Here is a 22,547-nt window from a genome sequence, read left to right as displayed (position 1 = left end):
AGTGACTTCTGATGCCATCAATGGCGCGGAGAAGTTGTCATCAACTGCGAAGATGACACGAAGTACCGATCCCGCTTCGTCTACTGCCAGTGGGAATAGGTAAAATTCTACTCCTGACCGGCAATAGTTGAACCCTGAAGTCGGACATTCACCCTTGCAGGATTTGCAACAATCTGCGACAAAGCGCAACAGCTCGATGCCCTGAAATCACCGGGCCAGAGCCAATCGTTCCAGGTATCCCCATGACTGCCCTGCACTGCGCCCTGCTCATTGGCCCCGAGCGTCGATTGCTCGCACACTTCTACAAGCAACAGGGTTCGCGCATGCGCCCAGCCAATGATGGTGAATCGTGGGTGGCGCGCAGCGACGGGATCGTTGCCGGCCTTTGCCTCAGCGCCGTCGCCGACGGCCACTGGCTCACTGGCCTGTTCGTCGCCCCGCAGCAGCGCAAGCGTGGTGTAGCGGCGCAGCTGATCGAGGCGGCCCTGGCCGGGCACAGCGGCCCGACCTGGCTGTTCTGCGATCCCGACCTCACGGCTTACTACCAGCGCCTTGGCTTCAGCATCACGGCACAATTGCCCGAAGCCCTGGCCTCGCGCCTGCAACGCTACCAGCGCAGCAAAAACCTGCTGGCCATGGTGCGGGGTCAGTCGTCGCGATCATCCAGCCCCGGGAACAGCACATCGGTGTAGCCAAACCGGGCAAAGTCCTGGATGCGCGAGGGGTAGAGCCGGCCGATCAAGTGGTCGCACTCGTGCTGCACCACCCGCGCATGAAAGCCATCGGCAAAGCGGTTGATCGGATTGCCCTGCGGGTCGATGCCTTCATAGCTGATGTGCTTGAAGCGCGGCACCACCCCACGCAGGCCGGGCACCGACAGGCAGCCCTCCCAGCCGTCCTCGATCTCGGTGGTCAGCGGCGTGATCAGCGGGTTGAGCAGGATGGTCTGCGGCACCGGCTCGGCATCCGGGTACCGCTCACTGCGCTCGAAACCGAAGATCACCAGCTGCAGGTCGATGCCGATCTGCGGCGCCGCCAGGCCCACGCCACCGACGTGGTGCATGGTTTCGAACATGTCGTCGATCAACTGCTGCAGTTCGCGGCTGCCGATCAGATGCTCAGGCACCGGTGGGGCGATGCGCAGCAAGCGCTCGTCGCCCATCTTGAGAATGTCACGGATCATCGCGGATTCGGCTCGGTCGGTTGAGGCTCGACCGGGTGTTCATGGCCGAGCACGGTGATGGTTTCCTGGGGTTTGCTGCCCTCGAATTCCTTCTCGCCCGGGTTCTTGCCCTCGCTCGACATGTGCTCGATCACCGCGTTCATTTCAGCCCCCAGCAACAGCACGGCGGCAGAGATATAGAAATACAGCAACAGCACGATGATCGCACCGATGCTGCCATACATGGCGTTGTAGTCGGCAAAGGTCTTGACGTAGTAGGCAAAGCCCAGGGAGGCGATGATCCATACTACTACCGCCAGCACCGAACCGGGGGTGATGAAGCGAAACTTCTGCTTCACGTCCGGCATCACGTAATAGATCAATGCCACCGCGACCATCATCAGGATGATGATGGCGGGCCAGCGCAGCACGGTCCAGACGGTGACGATCACTTCCTGCAGGCCGACTTGCGCGGCGATCCACTCCATCACCTGCGGCCCCAGCACCATCAGCGCAGCCGCTGCCAGCAGCATGCCGGCGATACCGACGGTGTAGATGATCGACAGTGGAATGCGCTTCCACACCGGGCGGCCCTCGGGCACGTCATAGGCGGCATTCATGGCGCTCATCATCAGGCGCACGCCAGCCGAGGCAGTCCACAGCGCGATGACGATACCCACCGACAACAGCCCGCCCTTGGACTGCTGCAACTGGTCGATGACCGGGTTCACCTGCTCCAGCGCCTGGGGCGGCAACACCAGTTCCGATTGCAGGCGCAACCAGGAAAAGAAGTCCGGCAGGTGCAAAAAGCCGATCAGGGCAATCAGGAACAGCAGGAACGGGAACAGCGAAAACAGCATCTGGTAGGCCAGCGCGGACGCATAGGTCGACATCTCGTCATCGAGGAATTCCTTGACGGTGCGTACCAGCACGCGGTGCAGGGGCAGGCCGCGCAGGTCGGGGAAAATCATAGCGTCTCCTTTCGCCGCTTGATTCTTGAGTACAACGGGTAAGTCTAATAGACCACGCGAGCGATGTACTGCTCCCGGCCATGCCAGAAGAAAATGCCTACACCTGTTTCCGCCTCGCACAGAGGCAGAAACAGGCCACCTCATATCAAGGCTTCTTCACCGCATCCTTCACATTGCCCTTGATCTGCTGCGCTTCGCCTTTCAGTTCCTGGGCTTTGCCCTCGGCCCGCAGCTTGTCGTTGTCGGTCACCTTGCCAACACCCTGCTTGATGTTACCGACCGCTTCGTTGGCCAGGCCTTTCGCTTTGTCTTTGGTGCCGCTCATGGCAAATCTCCTGCAAATGGAGACACGTGGACCGTGTCGACAGTCGGTGGACTGGGTGTCTTCTGAAAGAGTTTCAATCAATTTGCCTGCCTCAAGCCGAACGGTGAATCAGCGGGCGAATACCGCACCGAATAGGGCCACCGCACTGCTCAAGGCCCGATGGCTGCCCTAGAATCGCTGCCAACCTGCGTATAAAAACAACAGTTTCCGGATATTTGCCCCATGCGTCTGATGCCCCTGTTTGCGGCCTTGTTGCCGCTGCTGCCCTTGCCTGCCCTGGCCGCCGCACCGGCCAGCGAGACCCTGAAAGTCGAGCGTTATGCCGACGATGGCCAACCCGGCACCCTGCGCTGGGCCATCGAAACCAGCAACCAGAACCCCGGCCACTACCGCATCGAGATCGCCGCGGCAGGCAAGCCACCCTACGTGATTCGCCCGACCCGCGCGCTGCCGGAAATCAAGGGCCCGGTGCAGATCACCGGCCTGCCCTGGGCCCGTGACGGGCAGTACATCGCCATCGATGGCTCGGGCTATATCAAGGATCAGGGCGTGCGCACCTGCCCCGGCGCCCTGCCCGGCCAGTTCGGCACCAACGTGCGCACCACCACCCACCCGGGGCTGGTGCTGCGTGACACCCAAGGCGTGCACGTGAGCGGCCTGGAGGTGCGCAACTTCTGCATCGGTATCCTGATCAACCGCGCCAGCGGCAACGTCATCGAAGACAACCGCATCGTCGCCAACAAAGGCGGCGCCGGCATCATGCTCACGGGCGACGACGGTGCTGGCAACCCGACCGCCACCACCACGGTCAACAACAAGGTGCTGCGCAACCAGCTGATCGACAACGGCGATGGCCTGGAGCTGACCCGTGGCGCGGCCTTCAACCTGGTGGCCGACAACCTGTTCCGCTCCACCCCGGCCAACCCCGAACCGTCCCAGGGCATCGAGATCCTGCTGGGCAACGACAACAGCGTGGTGCGCAACCGCTTCGAAAACTACTCCGACGGCCTGCAGATCAACTGGGGCAAGCGCAACTACCTCGGCGCCAACACCTTCAGCGGCAACTCGATCGGCGTCAGTGTCACCGGCGAAGGCAACATCCTCGACGGCAACCTGATCCACGGCAACCGCATCGGCGTGGCCCTGCGCCCCGAGCCGGACGTCACCACCACGCGCCTGAGCGGCAACCGCATCTGGGGCAACAGCCAGGACATCCGCCGCTGTGAAGCCGGCGGCTCATGCGTGCCGAACCAGCGTACCGGCGCCATCGTCTTTGGCGTGCCGGCCCAGGCCCATGCGCTGTACGTAGGTTCGCGCGGAGTCGGCGCGGATTTGCCGAAGAAGGACCAGGCGATCATCTGCGATGCCAAGGGCGAGCCCAAGCCGTGCCAGCCGCTGCCTAACCACAACCAGCAGCCGCCACAGCTGATCGCGCTGGACGGCAATGTGCTACGTGGCGAGGTGCAGGGGCCGGCGTCGAGCCTGTTGCGCATCGAGGTGTTTGGCAATGCCCAGGCGGGTGGGACCGAGGCAGAGCAATACCTGGGGGATGTGCTGGTGAACAGTGATGGCCAGGGGCAGGCGCGGTTTGCCCAGGTGTTGGAGCACATCGGTGAGTTCAAGAGCTTTACTGCGACGGTGACCACTGCGGACGGGGCCACTTCCGAGTTGAGCCTGCCGATCAGTCGTTAAGGCTACTGGCCTCTTCGCGGGTAAACCGGCGAAGAGGCCCTGAAACCTTGCTAGGCCCGGTGCCACCCCTCACAATGCAGCCCTAATCAAGCGTCAACCCGCAGGAACCTGCATGAAACTCGACAAACCCACCGCCATCGCCCGCCGCAACCAGGCCCTGGCCAACCCGGTGCTGACCAGCGCCAACACCCTGTTCGCCATCCTCGACCGCAAGCGCAACCTGTGGTGGTTCGAAGTGCCGGTGGCACTGCTGCGCAAGGGCCAGCCCGACTGGGTCAACCTGCTGCTGCACACCCCGGAAAGCGACGAGCTGCAGCACCTGAAGGTGCCGGTCAACTTCCTCCGTGCTCACCAGGAACAGATGGAAGTGCGCAACCCCGGCAAGCGCCGCTCGACCATCAGCCTGGCCCTGAGCGCCGACCGTGACTCGCTGCTGCGCGACACCCGCCCGGGTGGCGAGCAGCTGGACTTCCGGACCTTCGTGCAGGCCTGATCAGGCTTTTACGATGCGATCGTCATGGATGACGATGCGGCCCTGCTTGAACAACCCGCCAATGGCCTTCTTGAAGTTGCCCTTGCTGACGTTGAACATCTGGCTGATCACTTCCGGGGCGCTCTTGTCGCTCACCGCCAGCACCCCGCCTTCGGCCTCCAGGCGTGCCATGATGCGCTCTTGCAGGTCGTCGCCCAGCGCCTGGCCCACCGGCTGCAGGCTCAAGGCGATCTTGCCGTCATGGCGCACTTCCTTGATAAAGCCATCCACGTGCATGCCCGAACGCAGGAACTTGAACACCTCGTTCTTGTGGATCAAGCCCCAGTGGCGGTTGTTGATGATGGCCTTGAAGCCCATCGGCGTTTCGCCGGCCACCAGCAGTTCGACCGGCTGGCCAACCTGGTATTGAGCCGGGGTAACGTCCAGGTAGCGGTCCAGGCGTGAAGTGGCGGTGATGCGGCGGGTGCGTTTGTCGAGGTAGACATGCACCACGCAGTAATCGCCGATTTTCAGCTGCCGGGCTTCTTCGGAATACGGCATCAGCAAGTCCTTGGGCAGCCCCCAGTCCAGGAAGATACCGGCACCGTTGATGTCCTTGACCTTGAGGCTGGCGAACTCGCCCACCTGCACCTTGGGTTTCTCCGTGGTGGCAATGAGCTTGTCATCGCTATCCAGGTAGAGGAATACGTTCAGCCAGTCGTCGACCTCGGTTTCGGCGTTCTTCGGGATGTAACGCCCTGGCAGCAGGATCTCACCGTCGGAGCCGCCATCCAGGTACAGGCCGAATTCCACGTGTTTCACGATTTGCAAACTGTTGTAACGCCCAAGTAGAGCCATTTCCGATGTTCCTCAAGACAAGGCGGCTATTCTACACCTGAAGCCACTGCGCTGCCCGATCGCTGATGCGGCGGAACCGCGCCGGCTCGCGCTACGTCTATTGAATGTCCGCCACAACCAGGTCCTGAACATGCCGGTACGCCTGTCCAAAGCCCTGCTCATCGCCATCGCCTGTACCGTGACACTGGCGGCCTGCAGCCGCATCGACCTGGCCTATCGCAACCTCGACCGCCTGGTGCCCTGGTCGCTGGGCGACTACCTGGCGATGAACCGTGAACAGAAGGCGTTGCTTGACGAACGGCTCAAGGAGCACCTGGCTTGGCACTGCCAGACCCAGTTGCCCGGCTACCTCGACTGGCTCGACCGCGTGCGCGACATGGTCGCCGAGGATCAGGTGACCGACCAGGCGCTGCAGCAACGCACGGTCGAAGCACGTCAGGCGATTGGCCGGGTGGCCGAAGAGATCACCCCTTCGGCCACCGAATTGCTACGCGGCATGAGCGATGCGCAAGTGGCGGAAATGCGCGATGCCTTCCGCGACGATATCAACCAGCGGCAAAGGGAATATGTCGACACCCCCATGGCCAAGCAAGTCGCCCGGCGTACCGAGCGAATGGAAAAGCGCCTGAGCAACTGGTTCGGCGAACTCAATGCGGCCCAGCGCCAACGTGTGCAGGCCTGGTCGCAGGCGCTGGGTGACCAGAACCGCCAGTGGATCGCCAACCGTCAGCACTGGCAGCAACAGTTGATGTTGGCCATGGCCCAGCGCAACGACGCCAGCTTCGAACCGCGCCTGGCGACCTTGCTGCAACGCAAAGAGAGCCTGTGGACGCCGGAGTACCGTGCGGCCTACCAGAATACCGAGCAGCAGGCGCGCAGCCTGTTGGTCGACCTGGTGCACCTCAGTACGCCGGTGCAACGCCAATACCTGCAAGAGCGGCTGGCCAAGGTGCGCACCGACTTCAGTGAGCTGAAGTGCCTGAAGGCCCGGGCCTGACGAACCACAATCACCGAGCCTTGCGCCGATACGGAAACACGTCGATCACCTTGCCTTCGCGAATCGCCGCCTGCAGCCCCTTCCAGTAATCCGCGTCATACAACTCCCCGTGCAACCGGCTGAACAGTCGGCGCTGGCCGATATCGGCAAACAGGAACGGCGGAAACTCCTCGGGGAACACATCGTGCGGCCCGATCGAATACCACGGCTCACCGGACATCTCATCCTCCGGGTAGCGCGGTGGCGGGATGTGCCTGAAGTTCACCTCGGTCAGGAAGCTGATCTCGTCATAGTCGTAGAACACCACCCGCCCATGCCGGGTAACGCCAAAATTCTTCAGCAGCATGTCCCCCGGGAAGATGTTTGCCGCCGCCAGTTGCTTGATGGCCAGCCCGTAGTCCTCCAGCGCTTCGAGCACCTGCCCTTCGCTGGCGTGCTCCAGGTACAGGTTGAGCGGGGTCATGCGCCGCTCGGTCCAGCAGTGGCGCACCAGCACCGTGTCGCCTTCAAGCGCCACGGTCGAGGGGGCGACCTCCAATAGCTCGGCCAGGCATTCAGGCTCGAACTTGCCAAGCGGGAAGCGGAAATCGGCGAACTCCTGGGTATCGGCCATGCGCCCCACCCGGTCGACACTCTTCACCAGCCGATATTTGTCGATCACCGTGGCGCGGTCCACGGTCTTGGACGGCGAGAAGCGGTCCTTGATGATCTTGAACACAGTATTGAAGCCCGGCAGGGTGAACACGCTCATGACCATGCCGCGCACCCCCGGCGCCATGACGAAGCGGTCGTCGCTGCTGGCCAGGTGGTTGATCAGGGCTCGGTAGAACTCCGACTTGCCCTGTTTGTAGAAACCGATCGAGGTGTACAGCTCGGCAATGTGCTTGCCCGGCAGGATGCGCTTGAGGAAATTGACGAACTCCGCCGGTACCGGCACATCGGCCATGAAGTACGAACGGGTGAACGAGAAGATGATCGACACCTCGGCCTCGTCGGTGATCAACGCATCGGCCTCGATGCCATGGCCTTCACGGTGCAGCAACGCGATCACCAACGGCCACTGCTCGTCGCTGTTGTACAGGCGGCCGACCAGGTAGGCGCCCTTGTTGCGGTACAGCACCGGCACGAACAGTTCCACGGCCAGGGACGGGTCCTTGCACACCCAGTCCGGCAGGCATTCGCGCAATTGCTCCTCGAGGCGGGCGAGGTCGCCTTCCAGGTCGCCATAGGGGGCGTCGAACGGGTAGTCGGCAAAGATCGCCCGCAGCAGGCTCTTCAGGCCGGCCGCGAGCGTGTAGGTGCGGGTCTGCGCCGCGCGCTCATGGGCGCGGATCGATGGCCGGGTGGTGTGGATGAACATGCAGCCGTCGCTGATCTGGTCGTGGCTGAACAGGCTGCAAAACAGCGAGTTGTACCAAGTCTCCGCCAGCTCGTCGTCCAGGCGCGGGTCGATCAGGCGGATGTAGGCGTTTTTCACCAGCGGCCACTGTTCCACATCCAGCAACACCGGCTCCGGGAAAGCCTGGCGCAGCCAGCCGTTGACCTCGGCGACTTTCTCTTCATAGAGGTTGATGCGCGCAGCCGAGGCACGCTGGATGTCCTGCCAGCGCGCCTGCTCGAAACGCTCGCGGGCGCCCAGGGTGATCTGCTGGAAATGTTCGCGGTAGCTGTCGAAACCGTCGAGGATTGTCCGGGCAATGTCGGCTGCGGGCCAGGGCTGGGGCATGCGAGGGTCCTCGGGCTTGATGAGATAAAGAGCTTAGCCTGTACCGGCCTCTTCGCCGGCGCGCCGGCGAAGAGGCCGGTACAGGTATACACCGCAAGAAAGCACAAGAATCGCCCAAGCGAGTCACGTACACTCGCGCCCTGCCCTGTACCCGGAGACCGTTGTGAGCCCCATTGCCCTAGCCCGCCTGCTGACCCTTGCCGCTGTCTGGGGGGCGAGTTTCCTGTTCATGCGCATCATCGCGCCGGAGTTGGGCACCCTCCCCACCGCATTCTTCCGTGTCGCCATCGCCTGCCTGGGCCTGATCGCCATCCTCGCCGCCACCCGGGTGCGCTGGAACTTCGACGGCAAACTCGGTGCCTGCCTGGTGCTGGGCATGATCAACTCGGGTATCCCGGCCACCTTCTACTCTGTGGCTGCGCAAGTGCTGCCCGCTGGCTATTCGGCCATTTTCAACGCCACCACCCCGCTGATGGGCGTATTGATCGGCGCGCTGTTCTTCCGCGAGGCCATGACCCTGCCCAAGCTTGGCGGCATTTTCCTGGGCCTGCTCGGTGTCGGCATCCTCAGCGGCGCCGGCCCGGTAGCCCTGGACATGGCCCTGGTGCAAGGTGCCCTGGCCTGCCTGGCGGCCACCACCTGCTACGGCTTTGCCGGCTTTCTCGCACGGCGCTGGATCAGCGGCCTGGACAGCCGCCTGTCGGCCCTGGGCAGCATGCTTGGCGCCACCTTGCTGCTGAGCCCGCTGTTCGCCTGGAGCGCCCTGACCCAGCCACCGGCAAGCTGGGGCGGTTGGCAGGTGTGGCTGTCGCTGCTGGGCCTGGGCCTGCTGTGCACCGCCTTTGCCTACATCCTGTACTTCCGCCTGCTGGCCGAGATCGGCCCGGTCAAGGCCAGCACCGTGACCTTCCTGATCCCGGTGTTCGGTGTATTGTGGGGGGCATGGCTGCTCGACGAACCCTTGTCGATGGCCCATCTGTATGGCGGTGTGCTGATTGCCCTGGCGCTGTGGCTGGTGCTGCGCCCGGCGCGCACGTGAGGCGGTGCGGACCATGAGTGACACATTCAAGAAGGTGCTGTTCCGCCTGGAGCAGGACGCGAGCGGCTACCCGCCAGCCTCGGTGGAAGGCTTGTGGACACAGGCGGTCGCGGGGGGCTATCGGGTCGACAGCATCCCCTTCCACGTCTACGGCATCGCCCCCGGCGACATCATCAGCCTTCGCCACGAGGGCGACCAGGCCTGGTTCGACGCCCTGCAGCAGAGCGCCGGGGCGTCGGTGTTCCGGGTCGTCGTCAAACCACCAGAAACCCTGGAGCAGGTGCACGCGGCCCTGGCCGAGTTCGGCTGCACCTGCGAGGTGGAAAAGGCGGTCAGGATGCTGGCCGTCGAAGTGCCGGCAAGGCAATCGGCCGACACCCTGCTCTACTACCTGCTGACCCAGCGCGAGGCTGGCACCCTGGACTTCGAGGAAGGCGTGTTGCGCCACGCCATCCCCGAAGAGTTGCGCTAGGCCTTACGCCTCGGCCAGCCGCGCCGCCGGCTTGCGGAACACGAACAGCAGGCCGACCACGATCAGCCCCATGCCCAGCAGGCTCAACGGTGCCAGGCGGTTGCCGAAGATCATGAAGTCCATCACCGCGGTCACGGCCGGCACCAGGTAGAACAGGCTGGTGACGTTGACCAGGTTACCCTTGGCGATCAGCCGGTACAGCAGCAGGGTCGCCAGCAGCGACACCACCAGCCCCATCCACAGCAGCGCACCGACAAATCCACCGGTCCATTCCACCTGCAGCGGTTGCAGCGGTGCGAACACGGCGCACAGGGCGAAGCCGGCGATGTATTGCAACGGCAGCGTGCCCATCGGGTTGTCGGTGATGCGTTTCTGCAGGATCGAGCCGAAGGTCATGCTGGCCAGCGCCAGCAGGGCGAACAGCATGCCGAGCAGCGACACCCCGCCGAGGTTGATGCCCTGGTAGACCACCATCACCAGCCCGCCAAGCCCAAGGCCCAGGCCGAACAAGCGGCTCCAGGAGCGCTGGCGCTCCACAAGCACCACGGTGAGGATCGGCTGCACCCCCATTACTGTAGCCATCACGCCCGGGGTGACATGGGTATTGAGCGCCAACAGGTAGAAGATCTGATAGGCGCCAAGCAGCACGCAGCCGGTGCCGAGGGCACGCAGGATCGCCCCCCGTGTACGCGGCCAGCGCAGGCCGAGCAACGGGCCAATCAGCAGCAGGCCGGTGAGCGCCAGCGCCGAGCGCAGCAGCAGGAAGGCAAAGGGGCTGGCATGGGCCAGGCCGAGTTTGGAAACGATCGCGCCACTGCTCCAGAGCAGGACGAACAGGCTGGTGGTGGCCGCCGAGGCCACGGATGCTTTGTTGAAGACAGACATGTATTGCCACCTGATATAAAGCAAATAAGCCAGACGGTGGGCGTGAACTTCAGCGAGGGAAGGTGCCGACCGTGTTCAGTAGGTTGCGGGTGCGAAGGGATGCGGCCAGAAGCCGATCAGCCCAGTACGACCACGCAAGGAGGCGGAGCTACGCCGCCTACGACGCCACTGACAGGTGGTGGTGGGTAGTGACTGATCATGACCGGCTGCTGGCTGCCACGCACGACCATGCCCGCGACTGGCGCGCTGGCAAAGCGAGTGGTGGAAGGGATGGCTGGCATGATCGGGTCTTCAGGGAAGAGAAGTGTTCGGAATATAGCGGTGAATCAGAGGATGAGCAATAGCCTGACCGGGCCCCTTCGCGGGACAAGCCCGCTCCTACAGGAATCGCATATCCCTGTAGGAGCGGGCTTGCCCGCGAAAGGGGCGGCCCTGCTATCAGAAGAGCCAGCGGTACAGGAAGTACGCCACCACCACTGCCAGCACCGGCCGCAGGATGCGGTAGGCCTTGGGGTTGGCGCGCTTGAACTGCTTGACGCGGGTGCTGATCTTGTTGCTGAAGCGCTTGCTCCAGGCATACGCCTGGTTGATCCCGCCTACCCGCTCGTCATCGGTATTCTGCGGCGCGGTGGCGCGGCCGAGGAAGGCACTGACCTTGCGGTTGATGCGGGTCATCAGCGGGCTGCTCAGCGGACGTTCGATATCGCAGAACAGGATCACCCGAGTCACGTCGGTTTCGTTCTTGACCCAGTGCACGTACGTCTCGTCGAACATCACGTCCTCGCCGTCACGCCAGGCATATTCCTCACCATCGACGTAGATGCGGCAGGCGTCGGAGTTGGGAGTCGACAGGCCCAGGTGGTAGCGCAGGGAGCCGGCAAACGGGTCGCGGTGCGGGTTCAGGTGGCTGCCACCGGGCAGCAGGGCGAACATCGCCCCTTTCACGTTGGGAATACTGCTGACCAGCTCGACGGTTTTCGGGCACAGGGCTTCGGCAGACGGCAGCGGCTTGTCGTACCACTTCAGGTAGAAGCGCTTCCAGCCTTTCTTGAAGAACGAACCGAAGCCGGCATCGTTGTCCTTTTCGGCGGCACGGATGTAACCCTCGTCGAACAGGCGCATGGCCTCCTCGCGGATCACCTGCCAGTTGTCCTTGAGCACGTCCAGCTCGGGGAAGCGCTGGCGGTCCAGGTAAGGCTTGGACGGCACGCCGGAGAACAGGTACATCAGGCTGTTATAAGGTGCAAACAGCGCCGAATGGTTGACGAACTGGCGCAGTACCGGCAGGCGCGCCTTGCCGCGCAAGTGCACGTACAGCACGCTGCCGAAGAACACCAGCAGCACACCTGCCTTGGCGAGGAAGGAAAAGGTCATGCAACACTCCTTGGAGTGGAAGCAGGCCAGCGCTGCCTGCTCCCAGAAAAATCATCCGGCCATCATAAACCCATCCCGCCCCGGTAAAAACAACCAGGGCGGGATCTCACTCATGAAGATTTTGCAATAAACCAGGCCGCCGAATGTTGCGCCGGATCAGCGGCAAGGCTGATTACTGCTGGTTTTCCTGCTCGCTGAACAGGTCGCTGAACAGCATGCTGGACAGGTAGCGCTCGCCCGAGTCGGGCAGAATTACGACGATGGTCTTACCCTGCATTTCCGGCTTCTCGGCAAGGCGCACTGCGGCTGCCATCGCCGCGCCACAGGAAATACCGCAAAGGATGCCTTCTTCCTGCATCAGGCGGATGGCCATGGCCTTGGACTCTTCGTCGGTCACGGTCTCGACCTGGTCGACGATCGACAGGTCGAGGTTCTTGGGCACGAAACCGGCGCCGATGCCCTGGATCTTGTGCGGGCTGGGCTTGAGCTCTTCACCGGCCAGGGTCTGGCTGATCAGCGGCGAAGCCACCGGCTCTACCGCCACCGAGAGGATCGACTTGCCCTGAGTGTGCTTGATGTAGCGCGACACGCCGGTAATGGTGCCGCCGGTGCCAACACCTGCAACCAGCACGTCGACCGCGCCGTCGGTGTCGTTCCAGATTTCCGGCCCAGTGGTCTTTTCATGGATGGCCGGGTTGGCCGGGTTGTCGAACTGGCCCGGCAGGAAGTACTGGGCAGGGTCGGAGGCGACGATTTCGTTGGCCTTCTCGATGGCGCCCTTCATGCCCTTGGCCGGCTCGGTCAGCACCAGCTCTGCTCCCAGCGCCTTGAGCACCTTGCGGCGCTCCAGGCTCATCGAGGCCGGCATGGTCAGGATCAGCTTGTAGCCACGGGCGGCGGCGACGAACGCCAGGCCGATACCGGTGTTGCCCGATGTCGGCTCGACAATGGTCATGCCCGGTTTGAGTTTGCCGCTGCTCTCGGCGTCCCAGACCATGTTCGCGCCGATCCGGCACTTGACCGAGTAGCCTGGGTTGCGCCCTTCGATCTTGGCCAGGATGGTCACCCCACGCGGGGCGATGCGGTTGATCTGCACCAGCGGCGTATTGCCAATGGAGTGGGCGTTGTCTGCAAAGATACGGCTCATGGCAGGGTCCTTGAACATGAGAAACAGCATGGAAAGACTTAAAGGGTAAGCCCGCCCCGATGGCCAGTAAAGCCTGTTCGAACTCCCAGGCGCTGCCTGCGGTCAACCGTGCAACCCGCTGCGGAGAGCCCTGCAATGAAAGCTCGCTATCGCTGGCCGATGATTGGCCTGGGCAGCCTGATCGTGGTGCTGGTGGCCTTGCAGCTGGCCCTGCCCTACCTGGTGCGCGATTACCTGAACGACAAGCTGGCCCACATGGGCGAGTACCGCGGCCAGGTGACCGACGTCGACCTGGCCTGGTGGCGCGGCGCCTACCAGATCAACGGCCTGAAGATCGTCAAGGTCACTGGCAAGGTACCGGTGCCGTTGCTGGATGCGCCGCTGATCGACCTGTCGGTGAGCTGGCACTCGCTGATCTACGACAAGGCCGTGGTGGCCAAGGTGACCTTCAAGCGCCCCGAGTTCAACTTCGTCGACGGCGGCAGCAAGCAAGCTTCGCAGACTGGCCGGGGGACCGACTGGCGCCAGCAGCTGGAAAAACTGCTGCCGATCACCCTCAACGAAGTGCAGATCGAAAATGGCACGCTGACCTTTCGCAACTTCACCTCCAAGCCAGCGGTCGACCTCAAGGCCACGCAACTTGAAGCCAACATCCGCAACCTGACCAACGTGCGCGACGAAAAAGGCCGGCGCGATGCCAGCTTCGACGCCAGCGCCCTGCTGCTGGGCGATGCCAAGGTCGAAAGCCGCGCCACCTTCGACCCGTTCAGCGATTTTGACGACTTCGAATTCCGCCTGCGTGCGACCGGCATCGAGCTGCGCAAGCTCAACGACTTCTCCAGCGCCTACGGCAAGTTCGATTTCAAAGCCGGGCACGGCGACCTGGTGATCGAAGCCCAGGCCGAAGACGGCCGGCTTCACGGTTACATAAAGCCGTTATTGCGCGATGTCGATGTGTTCGACTGGCAGCAGGACGTGGAGAACAAGAACAAGAACATCTTCCGCTCGGTCTGGGAGGCGCTGGTGGGGGCCAGCGAGACGGTGCTGAAGAACCAGCCGAAAAACCAGTTCGCCACCCGCGTCGAGCTCAATGGCAGCGTGCACAAGCAGGACATCAGTGCCTTGGAGGCGTTTTTGCAGATCCTGCGCAACGGTTTCATCCAGGCGTTCAATGCACGCTACGAGCAGCCCCCACCCAAGACTGACTGAATTTTTGTGACGGGCCATTCAGGGACTGAATACCCGGTCTGCGTTTCCAGCTGCCTGGGCCCGCGTTATAGTCGTTGGCAAACTATAGGCACCCTGCAGAGGACAGACCCATGAAGTTCGAAGGCACCCGCGACTACGTCGCCACAGACGACCTGAAACTGGCGGTCAACGCGGCCATCACCCTCGAACGCCCGCTGCTGGTCAAGGGCGAGCCCGGCACCGGCAAGACCATGCTCGCCGAGCAGCTCGCGGCCTCGTTCGGCGCACGCCTGATCACCTGGCACATCAAGTCCACCACCAAGGCCCACCAGGGCCTCTACGAATACGACGCAGTCAGCCGCCTGCGCGACTCGCAGCTGGGCGTGGACAAGGTCCACGATGTGCGCAACTACCTGAAGAAAGGCAAGCTGTGGGAGGCCTTCGAGGCCGACGAGCGGGTGATCCTGCTGATCGACGAGATCGACAAGGCCGACATCGAGTTCCCCAACGACCTGCTGCAGGAACTCGACAAGATGGAGTTCTACGTCTACGAAATCGACGAGACCATCAAGGCCAAGCAGCGCCCGATCATCATCATCACCTCCAACAACGAAAAGGAGCTGCCCGACGCCTTCCTGCGCCGCTGCTTCTTCCATTACATCGCCTTCCCTGACCGCGGCACCCTGCAGCAGATCGTCGACGTGCACTACCCGAACATCAGCCAGTCGCTGGTCAGCGAGGCACTCGACGTGTTCTTCGATGTGCGCAAGGTACCGGGCCTGAAGAAAAAACCATCCACCTCCGAGCTGGTCGACTGGCTCAAGCTGCTGATGGCCGACAACATCGGCGAAGCCGTGCTGCGCGAACGCGACCCGACCAAAGCCATCCCGCCGCTGGCGGGCGCCCTGGTGAAGAACGAGCAGGACGTGCAACTGCTGGAGCGCCTGGCCTTCATGAGCCGGCGCGGCAACCGCTGACAGGAGCCGGGCCATGCTGCTCAACCTGTTCAATGAAATGCGCGCGGCCAAGGTGCCGGTTTCGGTGCGCGAACTGCTCGACCTGCACCACGCCCTGCAAAAAGGCGTGGTGTTTGCCGACATGGACGCCTTCTACTACCTCGCCCGCGCCATCCTGGTGAAGGACGAGCGCCACTTCGACAAGTTCGACCGCGCGTTCGCCGCCTACTTCAAGGGCCTGGAAAACCTCGACCGGCACATCGAGGCACTGATCCCCGATGAATGGCTGCGCAAGGAATTCGAACGCTCGCTGACCGACGAGGAACGTGCGCAGATCCAGTCGCTGGGTGGCCTGGACAAGCTCATCGAGGAGTTCAAGAAGCGCCTCGAAGAGCAGAAGGAACGCCACGCCGGTGGCAACAAGTGGATCGGCACCGGTGGCACCAGCCCGTTCGGCTCGGGCGGCTTCAACCCCGAAGGCATCCGCGTCGGCGAGGCCGGCAAGCGTCAGGGCAAGGCCGTCAAGGTCTGGGACCAGCGCGAGTACAAGAACCTCGACGACCAGGTCGAACTGGGCACGCGTAACATCAAGCTGGCCCTGCGTCGCCTGCGCAAGTTCGCCCGCGAAGGCGCCGCCGAAGAGCTCGATATCGACGGCACCATCGACCACACCGCGCGTGACGCCGGGCTGCTGAACATCCAGATGCGCCCGGAACGGCGCAACACGGTGAAGCTGCTGTTGCTGTTCGACATCGGCGGCTCGATGGACGCCCACGTCAAGGTCTGCGAAGAGCTGTTCTCGGCCTGCAAGACCGAGTTCAAGCACCTGGAGTACTACTACTTCCACAACTTCGTGTACGAGTCGGTGTGGAAGAACAACCTGCGCCGCACCTCGGAGCGCTACTCCACCTTCGACCTGCTGCACAAGTACGGCGACGACTACAAGGTGGTGTTCGTCGGCGATGCGGCCATGGCACCGTACGAGATCACCCAGCCGGGTGGCAGCGTCGAGCACTGGAACGAAGAGGCCGGGTACGTGTGGATGCAGCGCTTCATGGAGAAATTCAGGAAGATCATCTGGATCAACCCGTATCCCAAGCAGGCCTGGGACTACACCGCTTCGACGCACCTGGTGCGGGATTTGATCGAGGACAAGATGTATCCGCTGACCCTGCAGGGGTTGGAAGACGGGATGCGTTACCTGTCCAAATAGCTAAAGCCCTGGGGCCGCTCTACGGCCCCAGAATCTCAACGCCAACGCCGCCCATAAGCCTGCTGCTCCCGCCAGGCCTCGTCCTGCACCACCGCCCTGAACCGCACAGCCGCCCCCGGCATGCATTGCGCCAGCTGCGCCAACGCCAACGGCGTCAACGCCCCCAACCGCGGATAGCCACCAATGGTCTGCCGGTCATTGAGCAACACGATCGGTTGCCCGTCCGGTGGCACCTGCACGGCCCCCAGCGCAATCCCTTCGGAAATCATCGGTGCCCCTTGGTAGGCCAGCTCTGGGCCCAACAAGCGAATACCCATGCGGTCGGCGCGGCTGTCCAGCGTCCAGTCACGGTTGAACGCTTCAAACAGGCTGGTCCCGCTGAAGTCACCGATTTGCGCGCCCATCACCAGGTCGAGCACGGGCTTTGCCACATGGCGCGGACACAGGGCCGTGGGCACTTCGCGCAAGGCCGGCGAATCACCGGCAAAAGTGAGCATCTGCCCTTTCCCCAATGCTGATCCTCGCCCCTCGATACCACCCAGCGCCTCGCGCACGACCGTTGCACAACTGCCCAGCACATCCTCACCGAGAAACCCGCCCGGCGCCGCCAGATACGCCCGCACGCCTTGCTTCGGCTGCTTCAGGGTCAAGCGCTGCCCTTTGCCCAGGACGAAGCTGCGCCATGGCAGCAGTGGCTGATCATCCACCCGTGCATCCAGGTCGGCCCCGGCCAGCGCCAGCACGCAATCCTGCTCGGCCACCAGCGCAAAACCACCCAGCGCCACCTCGACCACCGGCGCCCCCAGCGCGTTACCCAGCAACCAGTTGGCCCAGTGCATCGCCACCCAATCCAGCGCCCCGCCCTGGGTAACGCCCAGGTGACGCACGCCAAAGCGCCCGGCGTCCTGCAACTGGCACAGGGCGGTACTGGCCTCGATCTGCAACTGCTTCATCCTTGTGCCTCCACATCGCCGCCCAGGGCCAGGAACTGGTCACGCGATACCGCCACGAAGCGCACCCGGTCGCCCGGCTGCAGCAGGCTGTAGCCCTGGCGTTCGCGGTCGAACAGGCGCACCGGCGTGCGCCCGATCAGGTTCCAGCCACCCGGCGACACGGCGGGGTATGCCGCAGTCTGGCGTTCGGCAATACCCACGCTGCCTGCTGCCACGCGCTTGCGCGGGGTGCTCAGGCGCGGGCTGGCCAGGCGTTCGTCGACCAGCCCCATGAAACCGAAGCCGGGCGCGAAGCCAAGGGCGAATACCGGGTACTCGCGTTCGCTGTGCAGGCGGATCACTTCGGCTTCGCTCAGCCCGCTGCGCGCGGCCAGCACGGGCAGTTCAGGGCCGACGCTGGCGTGGTACCACACTGGGATTTCATGGCGCCGGCCACCACTGCCGGTGTCCGGTTGCAAGCCGAACAGCGCCTGGGTGATCAGCGCCCGCGCCTCCCTCGGTGGCAGATCAAACTGCACCATCAACGTGGTGTAGGACGGCACCAGATCCACCAGGTGCTTGCCGAACGCCACGTTCAGGCGCTGGCTGGCGGCGAGCATCCACGGCATGTTGGCTTCGTCGATACGGTCGAACAGGCGCACCATCAGGCTGTCGATGGCCGCCACTTCGATACGCAGCTTCATTGCGCCTCCAGCGCATCAAGGGCCTGGCGGATCTGCCGCACGGCCGCCACCGAACTGTCGTTGTCGCCATGCACGCAGAGGGTGCTGGCCACCAACTGCAGCGCGCTGCCGTCAGCCGCCACCAGAGTTTCGCCGCGGGCCAGGCGCAAGGCCTGCTCGACCACCAGGGCCGGCTCATGGTGCACCGCGCCCGGCAGGCGCCGCGACACCAGGTGGCCGCTGGCGGTGTAGGCGCGGTCGGCGAAGGCCTCGAACCACAGCGGCACGCCGACTTCATCGCCCAGGGCCTGGGCCGCACGGTTATCGGCAGTGGCCATGAGCATCAGCGGCAGGCCGCTGTCATAGGCCGCCACGGCTTCCAGCACGGTGCGCAGCGTGTGCGGGTCGGCCATCATGTCGTTGTACAGCGCGCCGTGGGGCTTAACATAGGCCACGCGGCCGCCGAGCACCTTGCAAATGCCGTCCAGGGCACCGATCTGGTAATGCAAGAGGTCGCGGATTTCTTCCGGGCTGCAGGCCATGGAGCGGCGGCCGAAGCCGACCAGGTCCGGGTAGGCCGGGTGTGCGCCGATGGCCACACCGTGCTCCAGCGCCATGGCCACGGTGCGGCGCATGATGCTCGGGTCGCCGGCGTGGTAGCCGCAGGCGATGTTGGCGCAGTCGATGTAGGGCATCACTTCGGCATCCAGGCCCATGCGCCAGCTGCCGTAACTCTCGCCCATGTCGCAATTGAGTAGCAGGGGTTTCACCTGACGTGCTCCCGTGTCGATGTTCATAGGCCTACCTTAACGCGCCTGAAGTTGTTTGCCGCGTGTTTCCGGCAAGCTCAGCGCCGCCACGATCACCACGCCATAGGACACTGCAGAGAACACGCCGATGCCCAGGCCCAGGGGGATCTTCTCGCCGAGCAGGCCGATCAGCAGCGGGAACAGCGCGGCGATGACTTTGCCGATGTTGTAGCAGAAGCCCTGCCCCGAGCCACGTACCCGGGTCGGGAACAGTTCGGTCAGGAACGCGCCCATGCCGCTGAAGATGCCCGAGGCGAAGAAGCCCAGCGGGAAACCGAGCCACAGCATCACGCCATCGCTCACAGGCATTTGCGTGTACAGCAGCACGATGATGAACGAGCCCACGGCGAACAGGATGAAGTTCTTCTTGCGCCCCAGCAGGTCGGACAGGTATGCGCTGACTACATAACCGATATAGGAACCGACGATCACCATGGCCAGGTAGCCGCCGGTGCCCAGCACGCTAAGGCCACGTTCGTTCTTGAGGAAGGTCGGCAACCACGAGGTGATGGCGTAGTAGCCACCCAGCGCACCGGTGGTCAGCAACGAGGCGCGCACGGTGGTCCAGAGCATGCCGGGGGCGAAGATCTCGTAGAAGTGCGACGGCGCTTCGGCGCTTTCCCCGACCTTGGCCTGGCGATATACCTCCGGGTCCTTGACCAGGCGGCGGACGAAGATCACGAAGATCGCCGGCACCAGCCCCAGCAGGAACAACGCACGCCAGGCCTGCTCCGCTGGCAGCCAGGAGAACAGCAGCGCATACAGGATCGCCGTCAGCCCCCAGCCAATGGCCCAGCCCGACTGCACCATACCCACCGCCTTGCCACGGTCCTGAGCCCGGATTACCTCGCCGATCAGCACAGCGCCGGCAGTCCACTCGCCGCCGAAACCGAAGCCCATCAAGGTGCGCGCGATCAGCAGCTGCTCGTAGCTTTGGGCAAAACCGCAGAGGAAGGTGAAGAAGGCGAACCACAACACCGTCAGCTGCAGGGTGCGCACGCGGCCGATGCGGTCGGAGAGGATGCCGGCGATCCAGCCACCGATGGCCGAGGCGATCAGCGTGCTGGTGTGGATCAGCCCGGCTTCTGCAGTGCTGATGCCCCACAGCATGATCAGTGTCGGGATGACGAAGCTGAGCATCTGCGTGTCCATGCCGTCCAGGCCATAGCCGATCTTGCAGCTCCAGAAGGTGCGCCGTTGCTGTTGGTCGATGTCGCGGTACCAGGCGAACGGCCCGGTCGAAGGAGGGGATTGCACCTGCTGCTGCACGCCGCTTGGGTTCATGCTTGCCTCGGCTTGTTGGTATTGTTTTATGGGCGACGTCGAGCGTCGCGGCCTGGGCGTCATGTTCAGAGGCCGTGCTGCCTGAGTCCAACGAGAAAAACCGCCGGTCTGGAACAAGAAAAACTGATCATGAACCTTCGCTTCCTCGAAACCTTCGTCTGGGTCGCCCGACTCAAGAGCTTCCGCCTGACCGCCGAGAAGCTGTTCACCACCCAGGCCTCGGTGTCCAGCCGCATCGCCGCGCTGGAGGCCGACCTTGGGGTGAAACTGCTGCTGCGTGACTCCCGCGGCGTCAGCCTGACGCCGGAGGGCAGCAAGGTGCTGGAGTACGCCGAGCGTATGCTCGACACGGCGAAGGCCATGAAGCAGTCGCTGGACAGCGACCGGGCCAAGGTCGGGCGCATTCGCATCGGGGTGATGGACACGGTGATCCACACCTGGATGAGCGCGCTGGTGGCGGAGTTGACCGAGCGCTACCCGCAGGTGGAGATCGAACTGGTCGCCGACACCGCGCTGAACCTGCGTGAGCAGCTGCAGAAGGGTTTTCTCGACGTAATCCTGCAAACCGACCTGCTGCGCGAGCCATCGATCCGCAGCCAGGACCTGGCGCGCTACCCGATGGGTTGGGTGGTGGCGGCCGGCTCCGTGTACCAGCGCGACTTCGCCTCGCTGGCCGAACTGGGCCGCGAGCGGATAGTGACCTTTTCCAAAAACTCACGGCCGCACCAGGAGGTGCTCAGCCTGCTGCAAAGTGCCGGGGCCGAGACGCCGCGGTTGAACTGCGTGAACTCGGTGGCAGCGATTACCCGGTTGCTGCGTGATGGTTTCGGGATTGGCGCCTTGCCACCGGCGTTGGTGGATGCCGAATTGAGCCGGGGTGAGCTGGTGCTGCTGCAGGGCTTGCAGCCACCGCCGAGCCTTGAGCTGGTGGTGGCCTGGCAGACCGGGGTGGCATTGGTCGATGAGGTGGTCGGCGTGTGCCGGCAGGTGCTGGAGCGCTATGCGCGTGATGTGGGTGGGCAGCGGATTGTGCTGGTCTGAAAAATCAGCGCCAGCTCTCTTTCACCGCCCCACGCCGCCCGCCAAGGATCACCCAGCCAATCCCCAGCAACAGGCTCTCGACCACAAACGCCAGCACAAACCCGGCCCCGACGCCCCAGCCGATCGCCTCGGGCACCAGCAGAATCTGATAGCTGTAGCCCTTGAGCGTCTCTTCGCGCAGCTGCGGATCCGGTTGCACCAGCACATGCCAGGTGCGGCTCAGCCACGACCCTTGCAGCGCCTGCCATTCGTCTTCCAGCAACCGATTGCGAATCAGCAGGCTTTCGATACTGTTGGCATCACTGAGGAACACCGGGTCGTCGCTGGTCCGGTAATGCCGTATCAGCGCCTGCAGGTCACCGTTGAAGAAGCGCTCGGCGGTCTGCTTGAAGCCATCCAGCGCCTGACGCGATTCGAACAGGTGCGCCTCAGCCCGCTGGCTGTAGTCCTTGACCAGCCCAGGCACCTGGATACCGGCCAGCAGGCCGAAGGTGAACAGCAGCAACCGCAGGTAACTTCTGAACATGCCGCGTCCTTAGCTCTGGCCTTGCGAAACGCACTCGCCGTGCCGCCACAGGCCCCATTGGCCGGGCTCGTAGCGCCGCCAGGTCTCGTTCTCGGTCAAGGCCTCGGTGGCGATGACCGTGACCACGTCGTTTGGCGTGGTTTCGGTATGAAAATCGACGATCAGGTCGACATCCTTCAAGCGTGCCGCACCAAACGGCGCACGCCGGGTAATGTGTACCAGCTTGGTCGAGCAGAAGCAGAACAACCAGTCGCCGTCGCTGAGCAGGCAGTTGAACACGCCCTTGCCGCGATACTCGGCACAGGCTTCGACCAGCACGGGCAGCAGCTGTTCCACCTCGACCGGCTCGGGGAACGCCGCACGAATGCGGTTGAGCAGGTCGCAGAAGGCCGCCTCGCTGTCGGTATCGCCCACCGGCCGATAGAAGGTCGCTTCGCCCTTGAACTCACCGAGCTGGCCGTTGTGCGCAAAGCACCAGTTGCGGCCCCACATTTCGCGGACGAACGGGTGGGTGTTGGACAGGCATACCCGCCCGACGTTGGCCTGGCGGATATGGCCGATCACCACTTCACTCTTGATCGGGTAGCGCTGCACCAGGTTGGCGACTTCCGACTCACTGCTCGCGGCCGGGTCCTGGAACAGGCGCAGGCCGCGCCCTTCGTAAAAGCCGATGCCCCAGCCATCGCGGTGCGGGCCGGTACGCCCGCCGCGCTGCATCAGGCCGGTGAAGCTGAAGACGATGTCGGTGGGGACGTTGGCACTCATGCCCAGCAATTCGCACATGATGGTGTCTCC

At 63.6% G+C, this 22,547-nt stretch carries 25 protein-coding genes; 10 read left to right on the top strand and 15 right to left on the bottom strand.

Features of this window, described 5'->3' with window-relative positions; translation table 11 throughout:
• Nucleotides 1-323: 323 nt before the first annotated feature.
• Nucleotides 324-692: a GNAT family N-acetyltransferase gene (locus tag ABE528_RS13725; RefSeq protein ID WP_152954071.1), complete on the top strand. Its 369-nt coding sequence runs from the start codon at nt 324-326 to the stop codon at nt 690-692.
• Here the strand turns inward: ABE528_RS13725 and def are convergent.
• From def to ABE528_RS13710, 3 genes are all read right to left on the bottom strand, one after another.
• Entirely contained in the window at nt 647-1,183 is a 537-nt protein-coding gene (gene def, locus ABE528_RS13720) for a peptide deformylase (RefSeq protein WP_152953975.1), read from the bottom strand. The genes ABE528_RS13725 and def overlap by 46 nt on opposite strands.
• Complete coding sequence (locus ABE528_RS13715) at nt 1,180-2,133, bottom strand: YihY/virulence factor BrkB family protein (RefSeq protein ID WP_152953976.1); 954 nt, start codon at nt 2,131-2,133, stop codon at nt 1,180-1,182. The genes def and ABE528_RS13715 overlap by 4 nt, the downstream gene beginning before the upstream one ends.
• 145 nt (nt 2,134-2,278) lie before the next feature.
• The gene (locus ABE528_RS13710) at nt 2,279-2,458 is read right to left on the bottom strand and encodes a CsbD family protein (RefSeq protein ID WP_016711918.1); all 180 of its coding nucleotides are present in this window, start codon (nt 2,456-2,458) and stop codon (nt 2,279-2,281) included.
• A 222-nt stretch (nt 2,459-2,680) separates the two neighbouring features.
• Between ABE528_RS13710 and ABE528_RS13705 the strand changes: the two genes are divergently transcribed.
• The gene (locus ABE528_RS13705; RefSeq protein WP_346653247.1) at nt 2,681-4,150 is read left to right on the top strand and encodes a NosD domain-containing protein; all 1,470 of its coding nucleotides are present in this window, start codon (nt 2,681-2,683) and stop codon (nt 4,148-4,150) included.
• 112 nt (nt 4,151-4,262) lie between these two features.
• Nucleotides 4,263-4,643: a hypothetical protein gene (locus tag ABE528_RS13700; RefSeq protein ID WP_099815538.1), complete on the top strand. Its 381-nt coding sequence runs from the start codon at nt 4,263-4,265 to the stop codon at nt 4,641-4,643.
• Here ABE528_RS13700 and ABE528_RS13695 read toward each other — a convergent pair whose 3' ends face one another.
• The gene (locus ABE528_RS13695) at nt 4,644-5,480 is read right to left on the bottom strand and encodes a S1-like domain-containing RNA-binding protein (protein ID WP_152953979.1); all 837 of its coding nucleotides are present in this window, start codon (nt 5,478-5,480) and stop codon (nt 4,644-4,646) included. It abuts the gene before it with no gap.
• A 130-nt stretch (nt 5,481-5,610) separates the two neighbouring features.
• Between ABE528_RS13695 and ABE528_RS13690 the strand changes: the two genes are divergently transcribed.
• A complete protein-coding gene (locus ABE528_RS13690; protein WP_152953980.1) occupies nt 5,611-6,477 on the top strand; it encodes a DUF6279 family lipoprotein in 867 nt (288 codons plus the stop codon).
• A 10-nt stretch (nt 6,478-6,487) separates the two neighbouring features.
• Here the strand turns inward: ABE528_RS13690 and aceK are convergent, their stop codons facing one another.
• On the bottom strand, nt 6,488-8,203 hold the full coding sequence (gene aceK, locus ABE528_RS13685) for a bifunctional isocitrate dehydrogenase kinase/phosphatase (RefSeq protein WP_346653246.1): 1,716 nt from the start codon (nt 8,201-8,203) through the stop codon (nt 6,488-6,490).
• 163 nt (nt 8,204-8,366) lie between these two features.
• Between aceK and ABE528_RS13680 the strand changes: the two genes are divergently transcribed.
• Entirely contained in the window at nt 8,367-9,242 is an 876-nt protein-coding gene (locus tag ABE528_RS13680; protein ID WP_346653245.1) for a DMT family transporter, read from the top strand.
• 13 nt (nt 9,243-9,255) lie between these two features.
• Nucleotides 9,256-9,714, top strand: a complete 459-nt coding sequence (locus ABE528_RS13675; protein ID WP_152953983.1) for a DUF4265 domain-containing protein — start codon at nt 9,256-9,258, stop codon at nt 9,712-9,714.
• A 3-nt stretch (nt 9,715-9,717) separates the two neighbouring features.
• Here ABE528_RS13675 and ABE528_RS13670 read toward each other — a convergent pair whose 3' ends face one another.
• The 4 genes from ABE528_RS13670 to cysK form a co-directional block, all read right to left on the bottom strand.
• A complete protein-coding gene (locus ABE528_RS13670; protein WP_346653244.1) occupies nt 9,718-10,599 on the bottom strand; it encodes a DMT family transporter in 882 nt (293 codons plus the stop codon).
• Nucleotides 10,600-10,715: 116 nt separating this feature from the next.
• On the bottom strand, nt 10,716-10,880 hold the full coding sequence (locus tag ABE528_RS13665; protein WP_152953985.1) for a hypothetical protein: 165 nt from the start codon (nt 10,878-10,880) through the stop codon (nt 10,716-10,718).
• A 157-nt stretch (nt 10,881-11,037) separates the two neighbouring features.
• Entirely contained in the window at nt 11,038-11,973 is a 936-nt protein-coding gene (locus tag ABE528_RS13660) for an aspartyl/asparaginyl beta-hydroxylase domain-containing protein (RefSeq protein WP_152953986.1), read from the bottom strand.
• 172 nt (nt 11,974-12,145) lie between these two features.
• Nucleotides 12,146-13,120 carry a cysteine synthase A gene (cysK, locus tag ABE528_RS13655; RefSeq protein WP_152953987.1) on the bottom strand — a complete coding sequence of 325 codons (975 nt, stop codon included), beginning with the start codon at nt 13,118-13,120 and terminating at the stop codon, nt 12,146-12,148.
• A 135-nt stretch (nt 13,121-13,255) separates the two neighbouring features.
• On the opposite strand from cysK, the gene ABE528_RS13650 reads away from it, so the two are divergent.
• The 3 genes from ABE528_RS13650 (at nt 13,256) to ABE528_RS13640 (ending at nt 16,477) form a co-directional block, all read left to right on the top strand.
• Nucleotides 13,256-14,329, top strand: coding sequence for a DUF748 domain-containing protein (locus ABE528_RS13650; RefSeq protein ID WP_152953988.1), 1,074 nt, complete (start codon nt 13,256-13,258; stop codon nt 14,327-14,329).
• Between the two features lie 110 nt (nt 14,330-14,439).
• Nucleotides 14,440-15,285 (top strand): MoxR family ATPase, encoded by an 846-nt coding sequence (locus ABE528_RS13645; protein ID WP_152953989.1) that lies wholly within the window; start codon nt 14,440-14,442, stop codon nt 15,283-15,285.
• 13 nt (nt 15,286-15,298) lie between these two features.
• Nucleotides 15,299-16,477 (top strand): VWA domain-containing protein, encoded by a 1,179-nt coding sequence (locus ABE528_RS13640; protein ID WP_152953990.1) that lies wholly within the window; start codon nt 15,299-15,301, stop codon nt 16,475-16,477.
• A gap of 35 nt (nt 16,478-16,512) precedes the next feature.
• On the opposite strand, the gene ABE528_RS13635 is transcribed toward ABE528_RS13640, so the two are convergent.
• Genes ABE528_RS13635 through ABE528_RS13620 form a run of 4 tightly spaced genes read right to left on the bottom strand, consistent with a single transcriptional unit; the run spans nt 16,513 to nt 20,185 of the window.
• Complete coding sequence (locus ABE528_RS13635; protein ID WP_346653243.1) at nt 16,513-17,430, bottom strand: biotin-dependent carboxyltransferase family protein; 918 nt, start codon at nt 17,428-17,430, stop codon at nt 16,513-16,515.
• Nucleotides 17,427-18,113, bottom strand: coding sequence for a 5-oxoprolinase subunit PxpB (gene pxpB / locus ABE528_RS13630; RefSeq protein ID WP_346653242.1), 687 nt, complete (start codon nt 18,111-18,113; stop codon nt 17,427-17,429). Before pxpB ends, ABE528_RS13635 begins: the two co-directional genes overlap by 4 nt.
• Nucleotides 18,110-18,889 (bottom strand): 5-oxoprolinase subunit PxpA, encoded by a 780-nt coding sequence (locus ABE528_RS13625; protein WP_346653241.1) that lies wholly within the window; start codon nt 18,887-18,889, stop codon nt 18,110-18,112. The genes pxpB and ABE528_RS13625 overlap by 4 nt, the downstream gene beginning before the upstream one ends.
• A gap of 9 nt (nt 18,890-18,898) precedes the next feature.
• Entirely contained in the window at nt 18,899-20,185 is a 1,287-nt protein-coding gene (locus ABE528_RS13620) for an MFS transporter (protein WP_346653240.1), read from the bottom strand.
• 129 nt (nt 20,186-20,314) lie between these two features.
• Between ABE528_RS13620 and ABE528_RS13615 the strand changes: the two genes are divergently transcribed.
• Nucleotides 20,315-21,226, top strand: a complete 912-nt coding sequence (locus ABE528_RS13615) for a LysR family transcriptional regulator (protein WP_346653239.1) — start codon at nt 20,315-20,317, stop codon at nt 21,224-21,226.
• 4 nt (nt 21,227-21,230) lie between these two features.
• Here ABE528_RS13615 and ABE528_RS13610 read toward each other — a convergent pair whose 3' ends face one another.
• Together ABE528_RS13610 and ABE528_RS13605 are read right to left on the bottom strand one after the other, a co-directional pair.
• Nucleotides 21,231-21,752 (bottom strand): DUF2937 family protein, encoded by a 522-nt coding sequence (locus ABE528_RS13610; RefSeq protein WP_346653238.1) that lies wholly within the window; start codon nt 21,750-21,752, stop codon nt 21,231-21,233.
• A gap of 9 nt (nt 21,753-21,761) precedes the next feature.
• Nucleotides 21,762-22,535: a class II glutamine amidotransferase gene (locus tag ABE528_RS13605; protein ID WP_060510337.1), complete on the bottom strand. Its 774-nt coding sequence runs from the start codon at nt 22,533-22,535 to the stop codon at nt 21,762-21,764.
• Nucleotides 22,536-22,547: the final 12 nt, after the last annotated feature.

Origin of the sequence: Pseudomonas sp. TWI628 (assembly GCF_039673865.1) — a bacterium.
Classification (GTDB): domain Bacteria; phylum Pseudomonadota; class Gammaproteobacteria; order Pseudomonadales; family Pseudomonadaceae; genus Aquipseudomonas.
This window is presented reverse-complemented; position numbering and strand designations above follow the sequence as displayed.

Coding starts and splice junctions, on each gene's coding strand:
- ABE528_RS13725 (WP_152954071.1), top strand. CDS start 324: ATGCGCCCAGCCAATGATGGTGAATCGTGGGTGGCGCGCAGCGACGGG.
- def (WP_152953975.1), bottom strand. CDS start 1,183: ATGATCCGTGACATTCTCAAGATGGGCGACGAGCGCTTGCTGCGCATC.
- ABE528_RS13715 (WP_152953976.1), bottom strand. CDS start 2,133: ATGATTTTCCCCGACCTGCGCGGCCTGCCCCTGCACCGCGTGCTGGTA.
- ABE528_RS13710 (WP_016711918.1), bottom strand. CDS start 2,458: ATGAGCGGCACCAAAGACAAAGCGAAAGGCCTGGCCAACGAAGCGGTC.
- ABE528_RS13705 (WP_346653247.1), top strand. CDS start 2,681: ATGCGTCTGATGCCCCTGTTTGCGGCCTTGTTGCCGCTGCTGCCCTTG.
- ABE528_RS13700 (WP_099815538.1), top strand. CDS start 4,263: ATGAAACTCGACAAACCCACCGCCATCGCCCGCCGCAACCAGGCCCTG.
- ABE528_RS13695 (WP_152953979.1), bottom strand. CDS start 5,480: ATGGCTCTACTTGGGCGTTACAACAGTTTGCAAATCGTGAAACACGTG.
- ABE528_RS13690 (WP_152953980.1), top strand. CDS start 5,611: ATGCCGGTACGCCTGTCCAAAGCCCTGCTCATCGCCATCGCCTGTACC.
- aceK (WP_346653246.1), bottom strand. CDS start 8,203: ATGCCCCAGCCCTGGCCCGCAGCCGACATTGCCCGGACAATCCTCGAC.
- ABE528_RS13675 (WP_152953983.1), top strand. CDS start 9,256: ATGAGTGACACATTCAAGAAGGTGCTGTTCCGCCTGGAGCAGGACGCG.
- ABE528_RS13670 (WP_346653244.1), bottom strand. CDS start 10,599: ATGTCTGTCTTCAACAAAGCATCCGTGGCCTCGGCGGCCACCACCAGC.
- ABE528_RS13665 (WP_152953985.1), bottom strand. CDS start 10,880: ATGCCAGCCATCCCTTCCACCACTCGCTTTGCCAGCGCGCCAGTCGCG.
- ABE528_RS13660 (WP_152953986.1), bottom strand. CDS start 11,973: ATGACCTTTTCCTTCCTCGCCAAGGCAGGTGTGCTGCTGGTGTTCTTC.
- cysK (WP_152953987.1), bottom strand. CDS start 13,120: ATGAGCCGTATCTTTGCAGACAACGCCCACTCCATTGGCAATACGCCG.
- ABE528_RS13650 (WP_152953988.1), top strand. CDS start 13,256: ATGAAAGCTCGCTATCGCTGGCCGATGATTGGCCTGGGCAGCCTGATC.
- ABE528_RS13645 (WP_152953989.1), top strand. CDS start 14,440: ATGAAGTTCGAAGGCACCCGCGACTACGTCGCCACAGACGACCTGAAA.
- ABE528_RS13640 (WP_152953990.1), top strand. CDS start 15,299: ATGCTGCTCAACCTGTTCAATGAAATGCGCGCGGCCAAGGTGCCGGTT.
- ABE528_RS13635 (WP_346653243.1), bottom strand. CDS start 17,430: ATGAAGCAGTTGCAGATCGAGGCCAGTACCGCCCTGTGCCAGTTGCAG.
- pxpB (WP_346653242.1), bottom strand. CDS start 18,113: ATGAAGCTGCGTATCGAAGTGGCGGCCATCGACAGCCTGATGGTGCGC.
- ABE528_RS13625 (WP_346653241.1), bottom strand. CDS start 18,889: ATGAACATCGACACGGGAGCACGTCAGGTGAAACCCCTGCTACTCAAT.
- ABE528_RS13620 (WP_346653240.1), bottom strand. CDS start 20,185: ATGAACCCAAGCGGCGTGCAGCAGCAGGTGCAATCCCCTCCTTCGACC.
- ABE528_RS13615 (WP_346653239.1), top strand. CDS start 20,315: ATGAACCTTCGCTTCCTCGAAACCTTCGTCTGGGTCGCCCGACTCAAG.
- ABE528_RS13610 (WP_346653238.1), bottom strand. CDS start 21,752: ATGTTCAGAAGTTACCTGCGGTTGCTGCTGTTCACCTTCGGCCTGCTG.
- ABE528_RS13605 (WP_060510337.1), bottom strand. CDS start 22,535: ATGTGCGAATTGCTGGGCATGAGTGCCAACGTCCCCACCGACATCGTC.